The 22295-nt window shown below is 53.6% G+C and carries 21 protein-coding genes; 9 read left to right on the top strand and 12 right to left on the bottom strand.

The window, feature by feature from the left end; translation table 11 throughout:
- Window positions 1–29: 29 nt before the first annotated feature.
- Both ACR3EM_RS12965 and ACR3EM_RS12960 read right to left on the bottom strand, forming a co-directional pair.
- Window positions 30–896 (bottom strand): cysteine hydrolase family protein, encoded by an 867-nt coding sequence (locus tag ACR3EM_RS12965; protein ID WP_480471078.1) that lies wholly within the window; start codon window positions 894–896, stop codon window positions 30–32.
- A gap of 161 nt (window positions 897–1057) precedes the next feature.
- On the bottom strand, window positions 1058–2035 hold the full coding sequence (locus tag ACR3EM_RS12960; protein ID WP_237217123.1) for an AraC family transcriptional regulator: 978 nt from the start codon (window positions 2033–2035) through the stop codon (window positions 1058–1060).
- Window positions 2036–2262: 227 nt separating this feature from the next.
- On the opposite strand from ACR3EM_RS12960, the gene ACR3EM_RS12955 reads away from it, so the two are divergent.
- The 3 genes from ACR3EM_RS12955 to ACR3EM_RS12945 all read left to right on the top strand — a co-directional run bounded on the left by ACR3EM_RS12955 (window position 2263) and on the right by ACR3EM_RS12945 (window position 5188).
- Window positions 2263–3135, top strand: coding sequence for a bile acid:sodium symporter family protein (locus tag ACR3EM_RS12955; protein WP_170379994.1), 873 nt, complete (start codon window positions 2263–2265; stop codon window positions 3133–3135).
- A gap of 478 nt (window positions 3136–3613) precedes the next feature.
- A complete protein-coding gene (locus ACR3EM_RS12950) occupies window positions 3614–4186 on the top strand; it encodes a carboxymuconolactone decarboxylase family protein (RefSeq protein WP_170379995.1) in 573 nt (190 codons plus the stop codon).
- Between the two features lie 222 nt (window positions 4187–4408).
- Window positions 4409–5188 carry a methyltransferase domain-containing protein gene (locus ACR3EM_RS12945; RefSeq protein ID WP_480471077.1) on the top strand — a complete coding sequence of 260 codons (780 nt, stop codon included), beginning with the start codon at window positions 4409–4411 and terminating at the stop codon, window positions 5186–5188.
- Window positions 5189–5357: 169 nt separating this feature from the next.
- On the opposite strand, the gene ACR3EM_RS12940 is transcribed toward ACR3EM_RS12945, so the two are convergent.
- Window positions 5358–6149, bottom strand: coding sequence for a methyltransferase domain-containing protein (locus ACR3EM_RS12940; RefSeq protein ID WP_480471929.1), 792 nt, complete (start codon window positions 6147–6149; stop codon window positions 5358–5360).
- A gap of 148 nt (window positions 6150–6297) precedes the next feature.
- On the opposite strand from ACR3EM_RS12940, the gene ACR3EM_RS12935 reads away from it, so the two are divergent.
- On the top strand, window positions 6298–7995 hold the full coding sequence (locus ACR3EM_RS12935; protein ID WP_480471076.1) for an adenylate/guanylate cyclase domain-containing protein: 1698 nt from the start codon (window positions 6298–6300) through the stop codon (window positions 7993–7995).
- A gap of 187 nt (window positions 7996–8182) precedes the next feature.
- On the opposite strand, the gene ACR3EM_RS12930 is transcribed toward ACR3EM_RS12935, so the two are convergent.
- Window positions 8183–9064: a LysR family transcriptional regulator gene (locus ACR3EM_RS12930; RefSeq protein WP_170379999.1), complete on the bottom strand. Its 882-nt coding sequence runs from the start codon at window positions 9062–9064 to the stop codon at window positions 8183–8185.
- A 104-nt stretch (window positions 9065–9168) separates the two neighbouring features.
- Here ACR3EM_RS12930 and ACR3EM_RS12925 point away from each other — a divergent pair, with 104 nt between their 5' ends.
- Genes ACR3EM_RS12925 through ACR3EM_RS12915 form a run of 3 tightly spaced genes read left to right on the top strand, consistent with a single transcriptional unit; the run spans window position 9169 to window position 11132 of the window.
- A complete protein-coding gene (locus tag ACR3EM_RS12925; protein ID WP_170380000.1) occupies window positions 9169–9963 on the top strand; it encodes a VOC family protein in 795 nt (264 codons plus the stop codon).
- 35 nt (window positions 9964–9998) lie between these two features.
- A complete protein-coding gene (locus ACR3EM_RS12920) occupies window positions 9999–10769 on the top strand; it encodes a nuclear transport factor 2 family protein (protein ID WP_170380001.1) in 771 nt (256 codons plus the stop codon).
- A gap of 60 nt (window positions 10770–10829) precedes the next feature.
- Complete coding sequence (locus ACR3EM_RS12915) at window positions 10830–11132, top strand: hypothetical protein (RefSeq protein ID WP_214648679.1); 303 nt, start codon at window positions 10830–10832, stop codon at window positions 11130–11132.
- A 138-nt stretch (window positions 11133–11270) separates the two neighbouring features.
- Here the strand turns inward: ACR3EM_RS12915 and ACR3EM_RS12910 are convergent, their stop codons facing one another.
- Both ACR3EM_RS12910 and ACR3EM_RS12905 read right to left on the bottom strand, forming a co-directional pair.
- Window positions 11271–12764, bottom strand: a complete 1494-nt coding sequence (locus tag ACR3EM_RS12910) for a DUF1254 domain-containing protein (RefSeq protein ID WP_480471075.1) — start codon at window positions 12762–12764, stop codon at window positions 11271–11273.
- Window positions 12765–12798: 34 nt separating this feature from the next.
- Window positions 12799–14310: a DUF1214 domain-containing protein gene (locus tag ACR3EM_RS12905; RefSeq protein WP_217360881.1), complete on the bottom strand. Its 1512-nt coding sequence runs from the start codon at window positions 14308–14310 to the stop codon at window positions 12799–12801.
- Window positions 14311–14406: 96 nt separating this feature from the next.
- Here ACR3EM_RS12905 and ACR3EM_RS12900 point away from each other — a divergent pair, with 96 nt between their 5' ends.
- Window positions 14407–15429 carry a helix-turn-helix domain-containing protein gene (locus ACR3EM_RS12900; RefSeq protein WP_171212500.1) on the top strand — a complete coding sequence of 341 codons (1023 nt, stop codon included), beginning with the start codon at window positions 14407–14409 and terminating at the stop codon, window positions 15427–15429.
- 315 nt (window positions 15430–15744) lie between these two features.
- Here ACR3EM_RS12900 and ACR3EM_RS12895 read toward each other — a convergent pair whose 3' ends face one another.
- The 6 genes from ACR3EM_RS12895 to ACR3EM_RS12870 form a co-directional block, all read right to left on the bottom strand.
- The gene (locus ACR3EM_RS12895) at window positions 15745–16338 is read right to left on the bottom strand and encodes a hypothetical protein (protein ID WP_480471074.1); all 594 of its coding nucleotides are present in this window, start codon (window positions 16336–16338) and stop codon (window positions 15745–15747) included.
- A gap of 198 nt (window positions 16339–16536) precedes the next feature.
- Window positions 16537–16848 (bottom strand): hypothetical protein, encoded by a 312-nt coding sequence (locus ACR3EM_RS12890; protein WP_170334771.1) that lies wholly within the window; start codon window positions 16846–16848, stop codon window positions 16537–16539.
- A 144-nt stretch (window positions 16849–16992) separates the two neighbouring features.
- Window positions 16993–17157: a hypothetical protein gene (locus ACR3EM_RS12885; protein ID WP_170334772.1), complete on the bottom strand. Its 165-nt coding sequence runs from the start codon at window positions 17155–17157 to the stop codon at window positions 16993–16995.
- Entirely contained in the window at window positions 17150–18208 is a 1059-nt protein-coding gene (locus ACR3EM_RS12880; RefSeq protein WP_170334773.1) for a hypothetical protein, read from the bottom strand. Before ACR3EM_RS12880 ends, ACR3EM_RS12885 begins: the two co-directional genes overlap by 8 nt.
- Window positions 18209–18211: 3 nt before the next feature.
- The gene (locus tag ACR3EM_RS12875) at window positions 18212–18391 is read right to left on the bottom strand and encodes a hypothetical protein (RefSeq protein ID WP_170334774.1); all 180 of its coding nucleotides are present in this window, start codon (window positions 18389–18391) and stop codon (window positions 18212–18214) included.
- The gene (locus ACR3EM_RS12870; protein ID WP_170334775.1) at window positions 18391–18897 is read right to left on the bottom strand and encodes a hypothetical protein; all 507 of its coding nucleotides are present in this window, start codon (window positions 18895–18897) and stop codon (window positions 18391–18393) included. Before ACR3EM_RS12870 ends, ACR3EM_RS12875 begins: the two co-directional genes overlap by 1 nt.
- 1241 nt (window positions 18898–20138) lie before the next feature.
- Here ACR3EM_RS12870 and ACR3EM_RS12865 point away from each other — a divergent pair.
- Complete coding sequence (locus ACR3EM_RS12865; protein WP_480471073.1) at window positions 20139–22070, top strand: amidohydrolase; 1932 nt, start codon at window positions 20139–20141, stop codon at window positions 22068–22070.
- The last annotated feature ends 225 nt before the right edge of the window (window positions 22071–22295 follow it).

Genomic DNA, 22295 nt, shown 5'->3' with positions numbered 1-22295 from the left:
TCGGGATCAAATTTGAAGATCGATTTGGGTCAGGCCGATTGGCCAATGCGCTCAACCGCGTCGTCGGTCCACCAGACGCCGTTGGCGACCATTCGGAAGTTGATTATGGCGGCGAGATACCCGTCACCTTCAGGCACCTTGGCCCCGGCTGTGGCATCGCGAACGACAGCGACTTCGTAGCCCAGCTCCAGCAGCTCGTAGAGATGCGCCTGCGTACACAGGTTCGCCGACATCCCCGCGAGGATCACCTTGTCGATCTTGCGTTTACGCAATTGCAGGTTCAGGTCATTCTGAGCAGGGCTATAAACCTTGTGTGGCGAGCAAGTGATGGTTTCGCCATCCTCGATGTACTTCTTGTATTGCGGCATCCAGTCGGCACCTGAGCCCTCGAAGTTGTCCAAATTGAGCGGTCCCAGGCGGTCAAACATGCCGATGCTGTGCATCGTGGCTTCCAGAGTGCCCTCGAACTCCCACTTGTGGTCATGCGGGTAGTAATAGTGGGGCGAGATGAAGACCGGCATCCCCGCAGCCTTGGCGGCAATGAAAAGCCGTTCGATATTATCGACCGTGCCCTGTTCGGTCACGCTTTCGCCAACGACACCCCACGTCACACCGTCTTCTGACAAAAAATCAATCTGGGGGTCGGTCACCACAAGCGCAGTACGCCCCGGCTCGATGGTCATGTCGATTTGGGGAAGGCCTGGATTTTCCGGGTCAGCATAGTAGGCGCGTGCTTCGTCGGTCGCGGCAAGGGCCTGCCCGCCAGCCACTATTGTTGTACCTGCCGCGGCCGCACCGGCGGCTTGTTGCAAGAGTCGCCGGCGCGCCATATCAACGCGTTCGGGCGTGACGTCGCAAGCGCAGCTTGCTCCATGTTTGTGGTCATGATTGCTCATTGCAAATTTCCTTTGTCTGAGAGGGGCAAATGGGTTTGCTTTACTCGGGAGCGCCCCAGGTGGATCTGACAAAGAAGAAGTTAGGCGCCACATCGATTGAGGTATCGGCCCGCCCTGCCAAGGTTTTGGCCGAACCTGCCATGTGGTCTTGAGGTGTGTGCCTAGTCGGAGGTCGCCTGCTGCCTGAATCGTGCCGGAGCCTGGCCAACCCAGCGCTTGAAGGCGCGGCTGAACGTGCTCTGTTCCGAAAACCCGGTCATAAAGGCGATCTCGGCTATGGAAGCCTTACCGTCACGGAGCAGGTCACGAGCGAGTGCAACTTGTGCCTGACCAAGAACGTCGCGATAGGTCAGCCCTTCTTCGGCCAACCTGCGGTAAAGAGTGCGCTCGCTCATTCCCATCTCTTGGGCGACATGCGCCGCCTGCGGTGCGCCGTTACTTAGGGCTGGCGTAAGCCGGTGGACAATTGCTTGGCTCAGTGAGGTGTCGTCATCGCGAGAGTTGAACTCCTCATCCAGGTGCTTCGTCATGAAATCTGACAAGCCCGGATCGCCAAGACGATTTTCGCTTTCCAGCATAGCAGGGCGCATAGCAATGGCGTTGTGGTCAGTACCAAATTGCACGGGACAAGCAAAATGCTGGGCGTAACGTTCATGCTCTTGTCGGCACGCATGTTTGAACGCGACATATTCGAGCGACAATCCAGCACCCACAAACCGATACATATTCCGTGCAAAGGCGGCAAGCGCGCATTCGTTGCGCAATTCCAAGGCGGCGCGATGTGGCGTTTGCCCTTCAAATATCCAAAGGACCGGATCGCCGGTTTCGTCAAGTCTGTAAACTGCGGTGTCCGTGACGAGACGAAAATAACGTTCAATCCGTTGCAAAGATTCCCGCAAGGTGGGAGCTGTCTTTACAGCCAGGCCAAGGACGCCGAGATCATCGGTCGCAATCGCGTTCGCATAGGCCTCAACCAACGCAACCTCATCCGCTTGTTGCGCACGAATCCAATCTATCAAATCGAAATACGCATCATCCGCCAATTGGCCGTCTTGAGCTTCTGGTAAACGCAGCACGACAGCGCCATTCGAAATCAGGGCGCCATCGTCGTTCAGCGTCATCCCGGCGGCGTTGGCCATCGCGCGGGCGAATGCGTAAGTTACACTTGCCATACAGTGAGATTAGCACTGGAATGCTCTTTCACACCAGATCGTCCCACCCAGTGATAGGTATAATAAATAAAGACAGCCTCGATCTTCGGGCGCTTGAGGATAAATGCGCCAAACTGATAAAACTCGTCATCAGGTTTTCTGAACGGTATCGTCCGAAAGCGTGAAGAAGCATGCAGTCATAGAGGTCATGGTAGATGGGCGAAATTTTTATATCTGTGCTGCTGCCGCTCGCAGTTGTTGTCATCATGTTCTGCCTTGGCCTCGGACTCACAGCGGCTGACTTTCAACGCATCGGACGACGTCCACGTGCCTTTTGCGTCGGGGCTCTCAACCAGATCATTTTGCTGCCTTGCATCGCTTTGATGGTGATCTTTATCTTTGGGATTTCCACCGAGACAGCCGTTGGCATTATGATTTTAGCGGCCTGTCCGGGCGGGGCGATCAGTAACATCGTAACCAAGCTTTCGAATTGGGATGTTGCTTTGTCCGTTACTCTTACAGCAGTCTTCAGTCTGACTTGTGTCGTTACCGTACCGCTTATCCTGGGGTTTTCGATGCAGATGTTCATGGGGGCAACTGCGCCCGCCATCGACATCTCTTCGACGGCTTTAGCAATGTTTTTTTTAACAGCTTCTCCAATCCTAGTCGGGGTGACCGCGCGGTCATTGGCGCCGCGTATTGTAGCCGCTGTCGAACCAGTCTTTAGCAAGGTCTCTATGCTACTTTTTGCGCTGGTCATTGGAGGCGCGATCATTTCAAACTGGGTGGTGGTCGCGGATAACTTCCTTAGGCTTGGACCCGCACTTTTGGTTGTAGGTGCGTCACTCACGTTTATTGGCATCATGAGTTCAGGGATGCTCGGATGCACAGACATCGAGGCGAAGACGATTTCAATTGAGACCGGCGTTCAAAACGGAGCTTTGGGGATCGCAATTGCCACCTTGCTGTTGCCTAACACCAATGGGTTAAGCGAATATGCCATCCCATCCGCAATTTATAGCGTGGTCTGGATCGTAACAATGTTGCCTGTGTTCGCTTTCCTTGCGCGAAGAAGCCCAATTTTATGATCCTGACGCCTATTTGCCAGCTCTGATTATGGGCTGGGCCAAGTCCCTTAGTTTCCATGCCGGAGCGCCATCTGGTCAAAGAGCGATCAAGGAGCTCCCAAGCCCTCTGTGGAACGGCCGCTTTGGCGATTTTCCCTGTTGGAGGGGAAAACTGTTGCCGCCAGTGCGGTGGATCCTGCGTCAGCGAAGGTGTAGACTCCAAGGTCAGTTTTGTCCGCAAGGCGGAAGTCACCACGCTTGGATGTGAAGCCCCGGTTTTGAGCTCAATCCATCCTTTGAAGACTTACGAGAACGGCTCAAATGAAATTGCCTTTAACCAAACGACGAACTTGCTGGGGTCTCGTTAGGCAAACCTGCCGTTCGTAGTGTTCCAACGGAAATTCTGTGCGGAACCCGGATTTGCGTTAAGGTTGCGTACACATCGTTGCTTCCTCATTTTGAGACGAAGTGATCCAAAGCAAGATTGAAAGAGAATTGAATGAAACGCCTGTTTCCATCTCTGCCCGAGAACGCGACACTGGGAAGTGTTTATCAAGCCTTTCCGGACAAGCTTTCTCCGCTTTGTGCGTACGAAAGCTTGGTGATGAGAGGAGAGAGCGACCTATCGGTTGCCCAACGTGAATTGATTGCAGCCTATGTCTCGGGCTTGAATGCTTGTGCGTATTGCCATGGCGCACACATCGTTTTCGCCAAAGCCTACGGCATTGAGGTCGAGACAATCGAGGCACTGATGGAAGACCGCGATACGGCACCAATCGAAGACCATCTCCAACCGTTACTGGCATACATTGAAAAGCTCACCGTCTCGCCATCGCGAATGACAGAAGCCGACGCAAATGCGGTCTACGCGGCAGGCTGGTCAGAGAGCGCGCTGTTCGATGCTATCCAAGTCTGTGGTGTCTTTAATCTCGTGAACCGTTTCATAGAAGGAACCGGTGTCCAGAGCCCTGGCAACGACCCAAGACAAGCAGACGAAGCCACTTTGGATCGATACCGCAGCGACACTTTCTATACCGATTTCGGACGAGAGAACGGCCTCGACATCCCTTGAATTGATGTTGCTCGAACTTTCGAACGACGACAAAAAGCTGGCCCGATATCGCGGCAGAAGCGGCCTTATCTCCCGAGGTTAACCAATACGTCGATACCAGTCGGCGCATTCATTTATTGTTGGTGGATCCATGCTCAAAACTCAACGATCCATCCTGCTTTTCTTAGATAACCCAATTTCTGATAAGTTTTGGAGACTTGTGGTCTTTGTAAGGGGAGCGAGTTGCTTAAATTTGACGCTGAAACAACGAAATTACTTGAAATCGCCTATCAAGGCGCAGAACTGACGCGGCGAAGACAGGCTTCATTTGATGCGCTGTGCCCGGCTCCTGGTGAAACTATTTTGGACATCGGTTGTGGCAACGGGATGTTAACAGTTGAGTTGGCCCGGGCAGTTGGCTCGGATGGCTATGTCATCGGGATCGACCCAAGCGCTGACATGACGGCAGCTGCTAGAGAACGGTGCAGCGACTACGCAAACGTGGAGTTTCGTGCTGGTGCCGCAAATAGCTTGCCCATTGAGGATGAGAGTGCTGACAAGGCCGTCTCGGTACAGGTCTTTGAGTACATCGAAGACGTAGACGGTGCGTTGGCTGACACGCTGCGTTGCGTCAAACCCGGCGGGCGCCTCGTCATCAGCGATCTACACTTTGGCAGCTTGATCTGGTTCAGCGATGAGCCCGACAGAATGCAAAAGATGCTGACTTCCTGGAACCAGCACTTTGTGAGTGGTTCCCTCCCGGAAAGACTGCCCGCACTGATCAAAGCGCGTGGCGACCATGTGGAAGATGTATTGTCGTTCACAATGACAGATCACCAGTTAAAGCCTGATGGCCTCGCAATCATGATGATGCACCTCATGAAGCAATACGCTGTTGCAAATGATCATGTTGACCCCGCTTCTGCACTATCGTGGTTTGACGAACAGTTCAGCCTTGCAAAAGTTGGGCGCTTCTTCTTTTCGATGACCCAATTTATCGTCGTGGTGCGCAAAAAGGATTGATCGTTCTACAACGCGCCCCTTGACCTCGGCTGCGCTCGCTAAACCATCTTATGGAGCAGGGTTGGTGGCTGACTGTTGTCTACCGTCGCAACTCGAATGCCAAGAGTTAGGGCCGCCTCGAAATCAGTGTTGCAAATACCTGATAGCCAAAAAGTGTGCGCTCTCTTGCTCAACGGCGATACTCGGCGACCAATCCATTGTGCAGATCCTCTCCAATTTCACCGCGTTTCATTAGCACCTTTCCAGTCTCTTCGACCCAAGGGAGCATTTGGTCGTTGTCCAGAATGCTTCTGCTTTGAAGACTGAAGTCTTCAACTGTGAACCCCGCATTGGAGGCCAGGCCGCGCAGCTTGGCGACAACAAATGGGTCGGTCACGAACTCGTTCACAAATATCTTGGCGCAGGCGCCCAGGGGATCGTTCGGCATGTTTCCCAGTGACGCTTTCGAAAAGTCAGCGTCACACACTACGAGACACCCCCCCGACCGAAGGACGCGCCCTGCTTCGGCTAAAAGAGGTGCCGGATCTTCCACATGGGTAAGCACTGTGTGCATTATCACGTTATCAACTGAGCCATCATCCAGGGGAAGCGACGCTCCTCCTGCGACCTCAAACTCCACATTGTCGTGGCCCCCAACCCGCGCCCTTGCTTCGGTCACAAAGCCTACAGACGGCTCGAAACCAATAACACGCGCGGGTTTGGCCTTCTCCGCAATGCGGCGCGTGACAGCTCCTGCACCGCATCCGACTTCAATCGTTAGGCTATCTTTCGCAAACAAAAGTTTGGCCAGATAGTCTGAAACGATCTTTTCCATTGTGGGGTCGGCCTGACGCGCGTCCATCGAGTCGGCAAATGCGGAAATGAACTCCGCTCCCGCAGCATCTACATCTTGAAACGGATCAGCCATCCCCACCAGCCTCCAATACTGCTCAGTATTCTCTACCAAAAATCCTAGCATCACCTGAATCAAGCACAAGCCGTGCCGAAATGCTTAACTTGGGGCAAATAGGAGGTTTATGCCAAGGGCAAGGAGCTTCAGTAAAAAGCCCTGAGCGAACCTCGTATTCAGGCAGTTGGAGTAGAGGGCCGCATCATCTATCGTCGAACGCATGTCGAACAAGGGGCAACAGTTGCAACGAAGGTTGGCGGCAATTCTAGCCGCGGATGTCGTTGGGTATTCGGCGCTTATGCACCAAGATGAGCAAGCCACAATTCTAATGCTTGATCACCTGGAAAGCGACATCTTCGCCCCAACGATAGCAGGCCAGTCAGGTCGTGTCGTGAAAAGCATGGGCGATGGTTGGTTGGTGCAATTTGACAGCGCGGCGCGAGCTGTAACCGCAGCAATCCGGCTACAAGAGCAGTTGGCTGAACACTCGTTAATGAACCTGCGGATCGGCGTTCATGTGGGCGATGTCACAGAAAAAGGTGACGACATTCTGGGCGACGGCGTGAATATTGCCGCTCGGCTTGAGAGCATTGCGCCAACCGGTGGCATCGCAATTTCTGAACCCGTACACTTGAACCTTGAACACACTCTGGCAGACGCATTCAAAGCTGTAGGGAAGAAGAGGCTTAAGAACATCCAGCGCAGCCTGGATGTGTGGATTCACGATGGACCACACCTGGGTGCATCGCAAAGCTCGCCTTCTTTCACAGAGACGAGCTTGCCAAAGTTATCCATCCATCCTGTCACGTGCAGCGACCAAAGCACTGAGTTAAAGGAAATGGCCGCGGCTCTCACTTCAGATTTCGGTTCTTATTTTCGAACGATCAACTGGTTAAACGCAGCGATATCTTCCACAGAACCATCAGAGGGATATGCACTTCGCGGTGTGTTGCGTGGACACGGCGACCGATTGCGTCTGGAAGCCCGCTTAAGTGACTCTTCTAGTTCTGAAATCTGGACCCAGAAGTTCGACGGTTCGGTCGATGCCATCTTTGATTGGCAGGACGAGGTCGTGGAAAAGCTATTGGATGCGGTTAGCGGAATCTTGATCCAGTCTGAGACCGCAAAGCTCTCCGCGTTGCCAGAAGACGAACTGACAGCCGAGCAATGCGTTTTGATGGGCATGATCGCTTGGTCGGATGCCGGCATCGGCAGCTACGAAGAGGCGCTATCGTACCACGCCAGGGCCATAGAAACCAAACCAACCCTCGCGGCGGCCTATGCGGAAGCTATTTGGACAATGAATGGCGCGAGCACCTATGATCTTCGTCGCGAACTGTCATCCTACTATGAGAAACTGCCAGACTGGATCGAGGCCGGACGACACATGGCGGGGCAAAGCCCAACTCTTGATCTGAGTGTCGCTGTGGCTGACTACAATGTAGACAGAGATGCGGATCGGCTCTCCGTGGCGCTTGAGCAAATCCGGCAAAGGGCGCCATTGGATGCCCGTCTGCATTTGTTTATGGGGTGGGGGTACAACTGGGCTGGGTTTCCTAAAATGGCACTAAGCTGTTTTCAGACGGCGCTTCGGTTGGGCCGATATGGTGCCGTTTTCGTGGGGGCTTCCGGAGGTGCTGCCACCTCTTGCGTAATGCTTGCTCGAGACCGCGATGCTATCGCCTACGCAGAGGCAGGTTTGCGCTTTTCAAAGAACTATGCCCCGCTCCACAGCACGAGGGCTGCTGCTCACGCAATGCTTGGGGAACCTGAAGAGGCGTCTGCTGCTTTGACGCAAATGCTGCAAATGGAACCTGGTGAGACGATTTCGAAGTGGCGTAGCAACGTGGACTATGGTGGCTCTGAAGGCGCTGAACGTTACTTTGAAGCGCTTCGCAGGGCAGGGTTGCCAGAATAGCAGTGCCGGAACCAAGTTGAGTTGGTTAATTCGAAAGCTTGTTAACGCATCTTTTTTACTAAAAGGCTCGGATTTGATTGTCCGCTTCGGGCTGCGACCAGTCAATCATGCAAGCCGCAGAGAACGGAAACACTGAGCCCATACCTACCAAATGCTGCGCATAGCGCGAGTGACTGCTTTGGACTTCCTACGCTCGAATCTCTTCACGCATAAACTCGACAAAGGACTTAACACGCGGCTTTCGAAAGGCCGAAGGCAACTGCACGCTTTGGATCGGCAAAGTGCGGGAATGGAACTCCGGAAAGAGTTGCACAAGACGTCCGGTTTCAAGGTCGTCCCCCAAAAACACATCTGGGCATATGAAGATGCCGCTCCCTGCGCGCGTCGGAACGAGGCAGGCGGGAGGACTGTTTGCGAGAAATGGGCCAGAGACAGGCACCTGCACGGTTTGCCCTTCGATCTGGAAGGGCCAGCGGTTTGGATCCGGGTTGTTCGCATCTCGAATGCAAATGTGGTCCGAGAGTTCCGCAGGATGTGAAGGTGCGCCATGTTCTTCAAGGTAGGAAGGGGTCGCGACGACTTTCATATGCGTTTCACCAAGCTTGCGAACGACCAAACTGGAGTCACTGAGCGCGCCGATCCGTATTGCGATATCGAAACCGCCCTTGGCCAGATCGGCATAATGATCCGACAAGTCCAATTCGACCGTGACGTTCGGGTGTTGCTCTACGAAGCGGCTTGCTGCTTTAGCCACCGCCGTGTCGCCATAGGTAAGGGGCGCGGCCACACGAACGATGCCCTTCAAGCCCTCTGAAGCGTCAAACTCAGTCTCCAACTGCTCCATCTCAGCCAGCACTCGTCGCGCTCCTTCCAGATATCGCTCCCCCTCGTGGGTCAGCGACATAGACCTGGTGGTGCGATGGAGAAGATTCAGCCCAACCATGTTTTCGAGCTGTGCGACACGCTTGCTGACCAGCTTGTTTGAAATGCCAAGCCGTTGTCCGGCGGCGGCAAAAGAACCGGATTCCACAACAGCCACGAAGCTCTGCATCCCGTCGATCCGGTCCATAGAATTGTCTCCATTTGCGCGATACACACTCGCTCTTATCGCCATTTTATGGAGAAAAGACCATCGCTAAGTTCCTCTCAAGCTTAATCGCAGGAGAAAAGAACATGGCAGCGTCAGACGCCCCCATCTCAATAGGTCAGGTCGCCCTGACGGTGCGCGATCTGGATAAGACCGCCACCTTCTATGAAGACGTGATTGGCCTCGGCCTGATCGAACGCGACGGTGAAAGCGCCTACCTCGGCACCGAGGCTGGAACGCTGATCGAGCTGCGCCAGGACCGAAACGCCAAACCCTTTCCTAAAGAGGCGGGGCTGTTTCACACGGCATTTCTGTTGCCTTCCAAACAAGACCTCGGCGCATGGCTGATCTACGCGGATGAGCGCGGTGTTCGCCTGGACGGGGCATCCCACCACGGTGTCAGCGAGGCGCTTTATCTGAACGATCCCGAAGGAAACGGCATCGAAATCTATCGTGACCTGCCTCGCAAAATGTGGAAACGCGAGGGCGATACCGTCCACATGACAACGCACCCGCTCGATCTGAAATCACTCACAGAAGATGCCACACAGTGGCAAGGCGCACCACAAGGCACAGTCATCGGACACGTTCATTTACGTGTCGGTGATGTCAGCAAAGCAGCGAAATTCGTTACTGACGAACTGAGTATGGTTCAGACCTTTGAGCTGCCCTCAGCCCGCTGGTTCGGGTCCGGTGGCTACCATCACCACCTAGCTACAAACGCTTGGCAATCCAAGGGAGCAGGCTCGCGCTCTGCTGGGGCCACTGGTCTCACAAGTGTTGAGCTGTTGGCAGACCCCAAAACTCTCACGCCCGGCCGCAAGGTCGACCCGTGGGGCACTGAATTCACGATCAACTCGGCGCAAGCCTGCGCCGCGTGAATATCGTCAAATCAAACCAAGAGAGGACAACAACAATGACACCTAAAGAGCTCGTATTGGAGGCTGTAGCCGCCATTTTCGTCAACTTCGACGCAACCGCAGCCGAACAACTGCTGGCAAATGACTACATTCAGCACAACCCTGCTGTACCCACAGGTGCCGCTCCAATCCTGGGGTTTATCCCCGGTCTTAAGGAAAGCGGGATCGAGGTGGACATCCACCGGGTCATCACGGAGGGCGATATCGTCGTCCTGCATACCACCTACAACAACGCCCAGGCGTTTGGTGCAGACACCTTGGTTGGCTTTGATGTCTTCCGCGTCGAGGACGGAAAGGTTGCAGAACACTGGGACAACCTGACACCAATCACACCGCCGAACCCGTCGGGTCATACTCAGACCGATGGTCCAACTGAGATAACCGATCTGGATAAGACCGCTGAGAACAAGGCGCTGGTCACAGACTTTGTGCACACCATCCTGAAGGATGGCGACGTTGACCGGATAACCGAATTTCTGTCGACGGAGACCTACATACAGCACAACAGCAACATTGCTGACGGTCTGGACGGTTTGGGTGCGGCTCTTGCAGGCATGGCCGAGCAAGGCATCCAGATGATCTACACGGACGTCCACATTGTTGTGGCCGAGGGCAACTTTGTCTTCACCGCCTCCGAGGGCACGTTTGCCGACAAGCCGACTGCCTTCTATGACCTGTTCCGCGTCGAAGACGGCAAGATCGTTGAGCATTGGGACGTAATCGCGGACATCCCGTCCGAGATGGCCCACGACAATGGAAAGTTTTGATCGGGTGCCATCATGAAAGCGTTCTTGATCACCCTGATAATGCTCGTAGGAGGTAACGCAATGGCACAAGACGTCGGCGTCATTGAAATTGTGACGATGGACCTTGCTGAAGGCGTTACACCGCAAGAGTTCGAACCTGTTGATAAAGTCATCGAAGATGAGCATGTCAGCAAACAACCAGGCTTTGTCTCGCGCCAAGCTGCATTCACAGATGGCAAATGGGCAGTGGTAGTTAACTGGGAAAGTGCCGAAGACGCCCAAGCGTCCATGGATAGCTTTGCATCAGCACCCGCTGCTGAACGATTCATGAGCATGATCGATGCAACCACAATGTCGATGACACGCTACAATTTAGCGCGATAGCAGACAAACAGAAGGGCGGCACTACGAGGTAGTTGCCGCCCTCCCCTGGTTGTTGTCGCGTTGTTCGGGATGCGCACTCACATGGCACGACATCTCGTTCTCGATAGCGAACTGTTAGGGCGCTAAATTGACAGTCTATCACTCCATAAGTTCGATCTCGCCCGGGCGCCACGATCCGTCGAACCAAGGCTCGAGAGGGCCATACAATCGCAGTACGGTCGACCAAGATTTGCCCGGCATCGTCTGTATCCAGTTGCCCTCTTTGCCTTCAGGCGCTTCAGGCGCGAACCAGACAGTGTAACTTCCGTCTTCATTCGCTTCCAATGTAGCTTGGTTGCTGTCGACCCCTGCGAGTTTCTGATCAGTTTCGAGCAGTGAACGGGTTTGGGTGTCGTAAACGACGAAAGACCAGTAATCCTGCGCGGGCGGATTTGGCGGGATGGTGACGGAATAGGTGTTGCTCCCATCGAAGTAGTTCCCGTCACTGTCCCGGTTTGCCAGCGCATATTGCGACCCGACACCAACCTTTTGTGCAACCATGGCAGGCGTAATGCCAGTCGCGTAGTAGTGGAACAGGGTCCGCGCATCGAGGATTTTCACGTCCCCCGCCTGGAACTCATGATTGCCACCGACGAACGCCGTCTTCCAATACCCTTCGTCATAGTAGAATGGCGCACGCGAGCGAGGAGCAAAATTCAACGACTTAGCCGCCGCCGTGCCCAATGCGACTGCCTCTGTGAGCAGCAGCCTCAGTTCGTCATCGGGTTCAAATGGTTCACCTTTTCGGATACCCAGCGCGAACATTGCTCCCATCAATTCATCGGGAAGTGCTCCTTCCGCTTCGTTGTCTACAACGGCCTTCATCTCTTCAAAGAAGGAAAAGTCATTGGCGTGTATCGTGTTGAACTGAAGATCAGTCAGGTTCACAAATTCCTGATCGGGCGGCGCGTCGCGGTCTTCCCACCGGTAAACACGAAGAGTTTCCTTCACACGATCCACTGCGGCTCCAACGCCGTCTTCCCCATAAAACGCACGCAACAGAAACCAGTTCCGATAGCTTGGCGGCTTCACAATATAGTAACCGTCGTCCGGCAACTCACCTTCATAGTCGGGCGGAACGATCAAGAACTTCCCACCCTCGCCAGCGTCAGGCCCAGCGTTCCCGATGTCAGTGACATAACGCATATAGGCATCGTTCACGAACCCCAGCATGCCCGGCGGCACGTCGTAAACCACTGGCCCTTCGGACAGGTCCGTACAGTTAAGAATGTAGATTGTCGTGGTGTTCGGCGTGAGAAGAAGCGAACGGGCGTTATACAGGTCTTCAAAGATCCCGATCTTCATCGGATCAACGCCAGCGCCCTCTTCGAGCCCGTGACACATTGCATATGTTGAGGCTGCAGGCATTCCATCCATGAATACCTGCATGCCACGCATGAAATTTAATGCGTTATACGACAGCTTAGCTGTATCCGGCGTCGGCAAGCCGTCAAAATATTCCAACGTTCCAAATCGTGTCTCCACCTGATCCGGTACGATTATGCTATCCGGAACTTCAGCCTTGTACTCTTGGGCTGGAGATTGCGATGCGAGTACCAGGGCGGTCAGCACGGCTAACGACTTTGTTTTCATTGTTCACTCCATTGGGAATTTTTGTTTGTTTTGATCAGTTTACTTTTTCTAGATCGCCCAGCATCCAGCCACTTTCCAACCATCCGTCTTGCGGCCCATATAGACGGAACAAAAGGAAGTACGGCTCTGTGGTTGGTATCCAGTTGCTTTCCTTGCCTTCCGGTGCCTCCGGTCCAAAAAAGATGTCGTAAGAACCGTCTTCATCGGCTTGCATAGAGTCTGTGTCGCGCTCGGACAGACCCACTGGATCAACGTTCCGGATGAAGCTCTTGGTCTCCATCGAATAAACAATCACGGACCAGAAATCGTCGGCAGGTGTGTCTGCTGGCACGTTAAGTCTGTAAGTCTGATTGTGGTCGTACATGTCGCCGTCGCTGTCGCGAAGGCCCGTCAGATAAAAGGTGCCGCCACCGAGTTGTTTCGGCAGGTACGTGATCCAGAAGTAGCTGCCGCCCGCACGCGCATCCACAAGTACCTCTGTCTCAGTCTCATACGGGAAGCCTGCCTCGGGTTGACCTTCGGCAAAGTCCCATATCAGCCACTGGCTTTTCATCTCGCCGCTATCGTCGACCCAGAGCGGTATCATGGCTTTGCCGGGCGTAACAAAGTAGTTCTGCATAGAGGCATACGCCAACAACAAACCCTCATTCATTGCTTTCAACTGAATTTCCGATGGTTCGAAAGGTTTTCCCTTTTCGATCCCGAGATCCTTCAGGAAATTTACCATGACCTTGTCTTGTTGTCTGACGGGGTTGTTTTGAACGTAATCATTCAAGTCCTGAAAGAAGGTCTCGTTGTAGTATGGAAGCGAGTCGTACGGCACTTCTGACGCTTCGAGATAGTTGTTGGGTGGTGGATTGTCAGCCTCAGACAGGTAGTACACTTTGATCGTCTGAGCGTACTCGGCCGCATCGGTGTCCGTTCCGCCATTCGTCAGTTTTGGCCGGAACGAAAAACCATATTCGTAGGTATCTGTTTCAAAGGGAAGGTATCCCGCTTCAGTTATTTCCTCCAGCGACATTTCCCCTTCGTAGCCTGGGGGTAGCATGAGGTACTTGCCGCCGGCACCTTCATCGAAACCATCGGGACCTACGTCCACAATAGGAACATCCCAAGCATTCACGATTGTACCGAAGTAGTTCACCTTGTCGGTGGCAGCGGGCACTTCAATGACAAGGGGACCGGGTTCGGAGGTCATTGAAGCCCAAGCATAGGCCGTAACATCGTTGGCCGTAAGAAACCCATGTTTGGAGTCGAACGGCTTGTTGAGATAAATGATGTCATTGTAGTCGCCACCGAGGTCGCGGCGAATGCCCTTGAGGAAATCGATCATACCGGCGGCAGGCATTCCCCAGATGGCCGTCTGGGTGGCACGCTGCACCATAATCTTGTACTCGATGTCCTCGACCTCGGCTGATCGTGCAAGGATGTCGCCCGTGTCGTTGAAGGACTGGGAGAAAACTGGTGAAGCAGAAATACCTGCGCCGAGCACCATTCCCAAAAAATGCATCGAAAAACCGCCGTGTAATGGCCGAAGTATTTTCATATTGCAATGCTCCCTGCTGTTTAGGGAAAGCTTGCACATCCGTTCAGCCGATGCGTATCATTTCACGACACGCGGGCGAACAAGCGGGTTGACGGATTGAACCTACCACCGATGATTTCGGCTAAGGCCTTGGGCGCGATGCCCCAGTTTGTGCTTGAGGCCGCTGGGGAAAGACGCTTGTTGCGTGCTTTTGACTCTGCCGTTCTTCCTGTTCACTTCATTGAGGAAAGAGGCGGTTACATCTCGGAGCATGCCTTGGCGACCTTTGTGCACGAAGCCGCACGATCCACGGGACAACAAAACATCGGATTGTTGTGGTCACCGTATCTCACTGTCGCTGACTACGGCGCCTGGGGGAGTTACGTTCTTTCTGCTCCAACGCTGGGGGCAGCGCTAATACGAGCTTCTGCCGTCATGCCATTTCATTCGTCTACGGATCGCGCGTGGCTTGAAACTTCGGGCACAAGCGCGCGCTACTGTTATCGTTTTGGACTTCGCTCGCATTTCGCGTATCCGGACATCGGCTTCTCGGCCGTTGGGGTTTTTTTGAGCATATTCCGCGCGTATTTAGGAAGCGACTGGAAGCCATCTGCCGTGCTCTTGGACTTCCCGAAGGTTCCTGGATTTGTCGAGGCAGAAGACACCTACGCTTGTCCTGTAATCTGGAACGCCTCCCGGCTTGGGGTTGATTTTGATGCATCGGCTTTGCGAGCCGAAACCACGCCCAAAAAACTTACCGGCGGCTCGACAACCGTCGGAGATATTTCTCGCGAACGATTGGGCGGCCCACCTCAAACACTTAGAGGACAAGTCGAGGAAGTGGTTTGGCAACAACTTCATCGGGAGGAAATGTCGATTGATGCCACCGCGCGTTCGCTCGATCTTGGCGTTCGCACACTACAACGGAAGTTAGCAACCGAAGGGGTTCGTTTTCGCGAAATCGTCAACGATGTCAGGGTAGCAAGGGCCGAGGAACTCCTCACAGATACGCGCGAGACAGTCTCCAGTATCTCCTCCATGCTAGGATATGAAACCGCAAATAATTTCAGCCGCGCATTTAGGAAGGTGACGGGACTGACGCCCTCTGACTATCGCAAGATGAACTCCGACAATAGTTGACTTGTGGGTCGCGAGAGCAATCTTCCAATGTCTGCTTTGTCCGCATAGCCGACTTTGATCCAATGGCAATAAAGTCCGCATCTCAGAGGGTGCAAAGCTCATAGTGAAGGTCCGCTTTGGGCTGGTTGCGGTCAACCATACTCATAGTAGAGACTGGTGGTACATAGTTCCGCAGAGCAGTGCTGGCGAAATGCTTATCTGGGGCGCTTTGGTTCCTAGCAGGAGAGGAGCTTAGAAGAAGCACGCACTACTACGACGACAGTCGCCATAGACTTCTTATGTCAAATATTGGTTAAGAGCGGCAGGTACGCTGTACTAGCGGTCTGGGTCTGTATCGAGTTTGCCCCAGAGATCATCAACCATATCTGAGAAGCCATCATTCGAGGCCTCCTTGGGCAGTAGACCAGCTCTTCGCCGGCGTTCGACCTCGGCCATTAGTTCTTCCTCTGTGGCTGTCTCAACCACATCACATCGAAGAGCTTCAATCTCGTCCGCTGTCCACGACTCAAATTTGTCAGCGTAGAAGCCCAGGGAATACGGCTCGTCATCAGAAATCTGCTTGATCACAGCATTCCAATCTTCGCTTTGGTTCGATTCCTTCTCGACCCTCTCATCTAGTTCGCGAATGGACTCACGGATCAACGACAGCAGCTTTGCCTGAGCGCTTTCTTCACCAGCACCAGTCCCTGCAAGCCAAAGGTCTGCGATCTTGCGGACGAGCGCCCAGACCGTCTGACTTCGAGGGTGGCCTTCAATCTGGCCGCCCAGACCTTTTTCTTGAATGCCCAGCTGTTCAGCGGCCCGTTCGTTCATCCGGATATTGTAATCAGACACGTCCGCGAGTTCTGAATCGTTCTCAGCCACAGCTCGGGCGACCTCTTGATCACCAACATAGACAACCACCTTCAACATCCCACTACCTCTTCCTTCGCCGGTTCATCACTCGGTCCAGGTGGCTGTAGTCTAGATCTCGCATTATCCTTTGAACTCGCTCTGGATCGACTTCGCGATCTTTTCCAGCAGTGTGGACGATGTGTCTGACGTAGATCGTCAACGCGACAATGATCACGGCGGATAAGATCAAGCTGATAGGCTCCGCCCGCATCACTAAGTCTTCTTCCTTGGGTCTTCGATCCCGAGGTCGTCGAACACGTTGCCGCTACCATCAGTGATCTCGACATCATCGTCGTCAGTCACTAGACCCCAGGTGTTCTCTTTGACCCATTCATCCCGCCATTTGGGCGCGTCGGCCGGACGCTGTGCAAAATCGGCGATTTGCTCGAAAATCATTTTGCGCAATGCAAGCCAGACGTCCGGACCCTCTTTGCGACGAGCTTGCAACTCTGCGATCAAGTCATTTAGAGGAACATCCTGTAACGGGCGCCCGAAGATATCTTCTTCTGAAAAATCATCTATCATCGCTCAACATCCTCGACACTGATCGATAAAACTAAGATCTTGTTTGGTTTTACGGTGATCTGTTTTCCTTCAATCTCTCGAAGTTGGCCGTTCACCGAAGTCTCGCAGATTACGAAAATTGGGATTTCCTCTTCTGTAGTCATGTCACTCATCTGGCTTACCCTTCGGATCAGGCACCTTTCGCGACCGGATCTCATCCGAGGTAATCGGCTTGGTTAGTTTTGCTCGACCGGCCGCAATTTCAGCCTCCCGAAGTCTAAGCAAACGCAAGGTTTGTTCATCCAGCTCAACGTCGTCGTCATCACCCATCAGACTTCTCCCGAGTACAGTAACAGTGAGAACAGAGTACTTGAGACCCGTCGGCTGTCCGAACGATGTCACCAACGTGGCCACACTCTTCACACGTCACACCGCATCGAAATTCCATCCAGACAGCGTACTCCTGAATGAGATCGTGGTATCGACTGAAACCGATGCAAATCTTGCCATCCTGGCCTTTCTTAATGTCCGAAATCTGAATAGTTCCAGGGTCCAGTGCCCTGAAGTCCTGACTGAAGGAAAGCTTGTGGAGTGCTTGCGAAATCATGACGAGCCAGCCCTTTCCGACAGCAGGAACAAGAGATGCGCAATCCGGAGAAACGAGGTCTGGATAGTTTTCCACAATGTCCAGCCTCAGGCTGTCGGGCCAGGATTCTTCGGCGCCCTCAAATCGCCGCCGCAGAGCATCATTGTAGCACCAACTGCAAAGCGTCGTCACAAACCCAAGGATGCTCTGGCGTTGTGCAGAATTAGAACAACCTTCACAGGTTTGCTCAATCTGATCGACACGCCATTGAATCTCTTCACTCGTAGCCTGGTTGCAGCCCTGGCCCTCATAGACGCGCAAGCCTCCCCATTTCTGTTTGATCTGAACGATGGGCGGGTATTCACCACCAAACAGGTCGGGCTGCTCGTCGATCAACCTTTTCACTTTCTCAAGTGCAAGCGTAAGCTGCTCCGCCCACCCGGCACGATACTCACCAAGCTGCTTGAAGACGCTTCCATGAATATCATTCCAGTCGACAACACTGCTCATCACTGACCTCCAGGCCCGCGCCTCTTTGAGATCGTGTGAAACCTCCGCCATAGCAGTCATCATACGGTCGACCACTTCGCGTTCATCACACTCGACATGCAGACCCTCGGTCGACCATGTGACGTCAGAGACGTGCGGAGCTGGGTAGTTGTGCGCCATCACCAAACGCATTTCTTCGGCGTACCAGGCGTCAAATGAGCGGAGATCATCTGGCGCTCCATGGTCCTCGATCACACCTCGGACCTTTTCCCGGAATTCCTTCCAGCTCTTTTCGATATCATCCATCAGTCACATTCTCCAGAACTTGGTCTTGTTGAGATGGAAGCCCCCTCTCGAGACTTGGCAAAGGGCAATCGGCGGGACATGACCTGTGGCCAGCGAGCCAGTATTCATGAGCTTCCGGGCGTAGTCCTCATCATCGTTGCCTTCCATAATTCTATTGAAGATCACCTGTTGTTCGGCGGTCATCACCAGTCCTTCTTCACGCACGCGGGGCACCGATTACGGTCATCCGTTCGGTCAATCTGGCCGTAATATCCGCAGACACCGCAGGTCATTCGATCTCGAATGGGCTTCTGTCGAACGCCAAAAAGCCTCTTCCTTTCAGGGTGGCGCTTGCTTGCGACTTCATGCGCGCACCAACAACACAGTGTAGTGTACCAGCCGTCCAACAGCTGGGTCTCGGCAGCGTTTGAGCATCGCTCACAGGTACGATTTGCTCGTGCAATCGTCGCAGCAATCATCGACTGGATGCATCGATCATCACACCTGTGGTAGATGCGGAGCTCTCCCAGCTTTTCCTTGATCTGGAGGATGAAGGGGTAGGTGGCATCCTTTAGATCGCAGTGTTCTTTGATCTCTGTGAAGAGCGTCGTGACCAAGCCGGACCACCCTTCGGGTGTGCGGCCGAGGTTCTTCTCGACCGACTGCTTGATGTCGTTGAAATCAATTGTGTTCGTGACGTCGTTCGCCATGTCTGACGCCTCCTGAGGATGGTAGGAGGCGTCGGAATCGAACCGATTCGTGCACTCTAATCTGGAGCAATTACAAGGATATAAGCCTCGCCCGCATACCAATGCTGCCTCCCGCGGATTTCGCGTGGGTTATCGACCTCAGGCCGATATTCGATGGCAGTGGATGCGTGTGAACGTCATGACCGCAAGCTGAACCAGTTCGTATAACCATGTCAAGACGGAGCATGCTGCACTTCGAAATTCACCGCGTAGTTCTGGGAACCTTCTAGCTTAGCGTGTGCTAAATTGAATTAGGCAACTTATCTGGGGTCGCTCTCAGAGCGTAAAACGATTCGATGCTCTGCGTTCCGGACTCGAGCTCTGAAGCTTCGCCAAAGATCAAAACTCACCTCAGTGATCGAGTTTCTGGAGATAGTTCAAACACCGCAGCATGTCCGCATCGGATTGATAGTCGCAGGCCCAACATTGGACTCCATCAAGCTGCGACCAGTCTATGGTGCGCATCCGCTCTTTTAGCGCTTCTAAGTCTAGCGTTCTGTTTCGACCGATATGTTCTATGACGTGACGTATCAGCGGAATGCATATCGAGCCCCCACCGCCGGAATTTTATTTTGGGATCTATCGCAAGCGTGCAAGTGAGCTGCATTCTGCAAACGTGAGTTGAAATTTGCCAATCAAAGCGTAGCTGTGATTGAAGGAAAATACCAAAAAGTTGTAGGGCTTGTTCAGAAACCACTGCCAATTGAGCGTGTACTTTGAACCACGCAAACTTATGGGCAAATCGTGCAAAGTAATGCGCAAACGTCGCGTAAAGTTATGGGCGAGCACACTTGAATTTCATGAATGAAATCAACGAAAGGAATGCAGCGTTATGCGCGTACCTACAGGCACTTGTAAGTGCGCCCATAGCTTTGCATTTCGCCCAAAGAATTGCATTTTTGGCCCAAAACTTTGGGCGCATTAACCTTCAACTTTCTTGGTTCGAGGCTCCATATCTTCGGGTCTCATTCTTTGCCTGTTTCGCGCCATCGCCGTATTGCCGGGGAAGGTTTTCGGATGGCCGCTTCCAGCTTAAATCGATCGTTCAGAAAAGATTATTCTGGTCAAGTTGAAGGATTCCGATGCTACAGTTCTCTTGTCGAATGGCTGTTTGCGTCGCTGCTAAAAAATAGAAACGCACCGAATATGCCCTTGTGGCGACCGACTGTGTTTATTTTGATGTAAATTGAAGGAGCGAACAGATGTCATTTAGACTTTTTGGATCAGTAGTTGTCGCTGCCACTACGATAATCGCGGCTTCTTCGACCGCACAAGAAATTGCCGACACGATCTATACGGGCGGACCAATCCTGACGATCAACGATGAACAGCCGACCGTAGAGGCTGTAGCTGTCAAGGACGGGCGCATTCTTGCGGTAGGGGACCTGACAGAGGTTATGAGCAAGCAGGGTGATGCCACCGAACTGTTCGACTTGGATGGTCGGGCGATGCTTCCGGGGTTCATAGACAGTCATGGGCACGTCGTATTTGGCGGATTGCAAGCGCTCTCAGCCAATTTGCTGGCCCCGCCTGACGGCAACGTCACGGACATAGCAAGTCTACAAGAGACGTTGCGCGTATGGGTTGAAGAAAACACCGAAGCTGTCGAACGCGCAGGTGTTGTCATCGGGTTTGGCTACGATAACGCTCAACTCGCTGAGCTGCGGCATCCAACCCGCGAGGACCTGGACGCAGTAACAACTGACCTGCCAATTATTATTGTGCATCAATCCGGGCACATCGGGGTCGCCAACTCCAGGGCGCTGGAACTTGTGGGTTTTGACGCGGCCACGCCGGATCCTGCCGGTGGCATCATACAGCGAGACGCAAACGGAGAGCCAAACGGAGTTCTTGAGGAATATGCGTTCTTCGGCGCGCTTGTTCCAATTTTGGGTCAACTTGGCCCGGACGCCCTGTTGGCCTTCGCCGAGGCAGGCGCGGAGCTCTGGGCAAGTTTTGGTTATACGACGGCTCAAGACGGGCGTTCTTCTGGAGAAGTGGTGGAAGCCCTCAAAGCTGTGGCCGCCGAAGGCAAAATCCCGATCGATGTCGTGGCGTTTCCAGACGTGTTGGAGGCACAAGACTACATCGCTGAAAATACTTCATCCGAATACGCAGACGGTATCCGCGTTGGCGGCTGTAAATTGACCATCGACGGGTCACCGCAAGGCTTCACGGCACTTCGGGATCGACCCTATTACGATCCGGTAGGTGACTATCCCGCAGGCTACGCTGGCTATGCCGCCGTAACCATGGAGCAAGTGCAGGAGGCTGTGAACTGGTGCTACGAGCGCGGCTTCCAGATCATCACGCATGCCAATGGCGAAGGTGCTTCGGATATGCTGATCGCGGCGCTGGAGGTTGCTCAAACCAAATACGGCGACCCGGGAAACCGCCCGGTACTGATCCACGGTCAGTTTTTGCGTGAAGATCAGGTGGATGCATATAAACGTCTCGGCGTGTTTCCGTCGCTTTTTCCGATGCACACGTTTTATTGGGGTGATTGGCATCGTGATCACACGGTTGGACCGGTCAACGCAGACAATATTTCGCCCATAGGCTGGCTCGTTGAACGGGACATGATGTTCGGGTCGCACCATGATGCTCCGGTGGCGTTCCCCGACAGTATGCGCATACTCGATGCGACCGTTACACGCCGGACCCGTTCCGGAGACATTCTTGGGCCACACCAGCGCGTTGACGTAATGACAGCCTTGAAGGCTTTGACAATCTGGCCAGCCTGGCAGCATTTTGAGGAAGTTCAAAAAGGCTCAATCGAGGTCGGGAAGCTCGCGGATTTTGTTCTGTTGGCGCAAGACCCCACCGCTATTGATCCTGAAAAGCTGGATCAGAACCGGGTCGTTGCCACCATCAAAGAAGATGAAACGATCTACGTGGAAGGAATACGGGAGGGGCGACTGAACTACGAACCACGCGGTAATGGCAGCGATCCCTATGCGGATTTCCTGCGGTCGTTCGCAATTGCCCAAGAAATGCAGAAATCGCCTAGTGCGTTGAGCCGGATGCGGCCATCGGTTTTGTCCCGAGCACCGCATTCAGGCGCCTGCGTGGTTCGCACTTTAGGAGACATTGTCAATGCATCGCTTGTCGCGCCGACCGAAGGCAACCAATAGCTAACAACGCTTGAGTATGTCATAACAAACAGAACGGGCTGAGGGCTTCCTGCATTGAGTTTGTTAGAAGGGCCACAGGTGTGGCGTTCGCAGCGAACATCTGGTCTAACGCGCCATAGCTCAGATTGGCCAATCGATGCCTAACGACAGGTTTGGACCGACGGCCAAAATTTGACTTGTCTGCTTTCTGCGTATTGCAGCCATTCGGGCATCGCGCAGCATCGG

The organism is Ruegeria sp. AH3, assembly GCF_056536265.1.
Note: the sequence above shows the minus strand (reverse complement) of the source record. Positions and strands in the feature narration are given on the sequence as shown.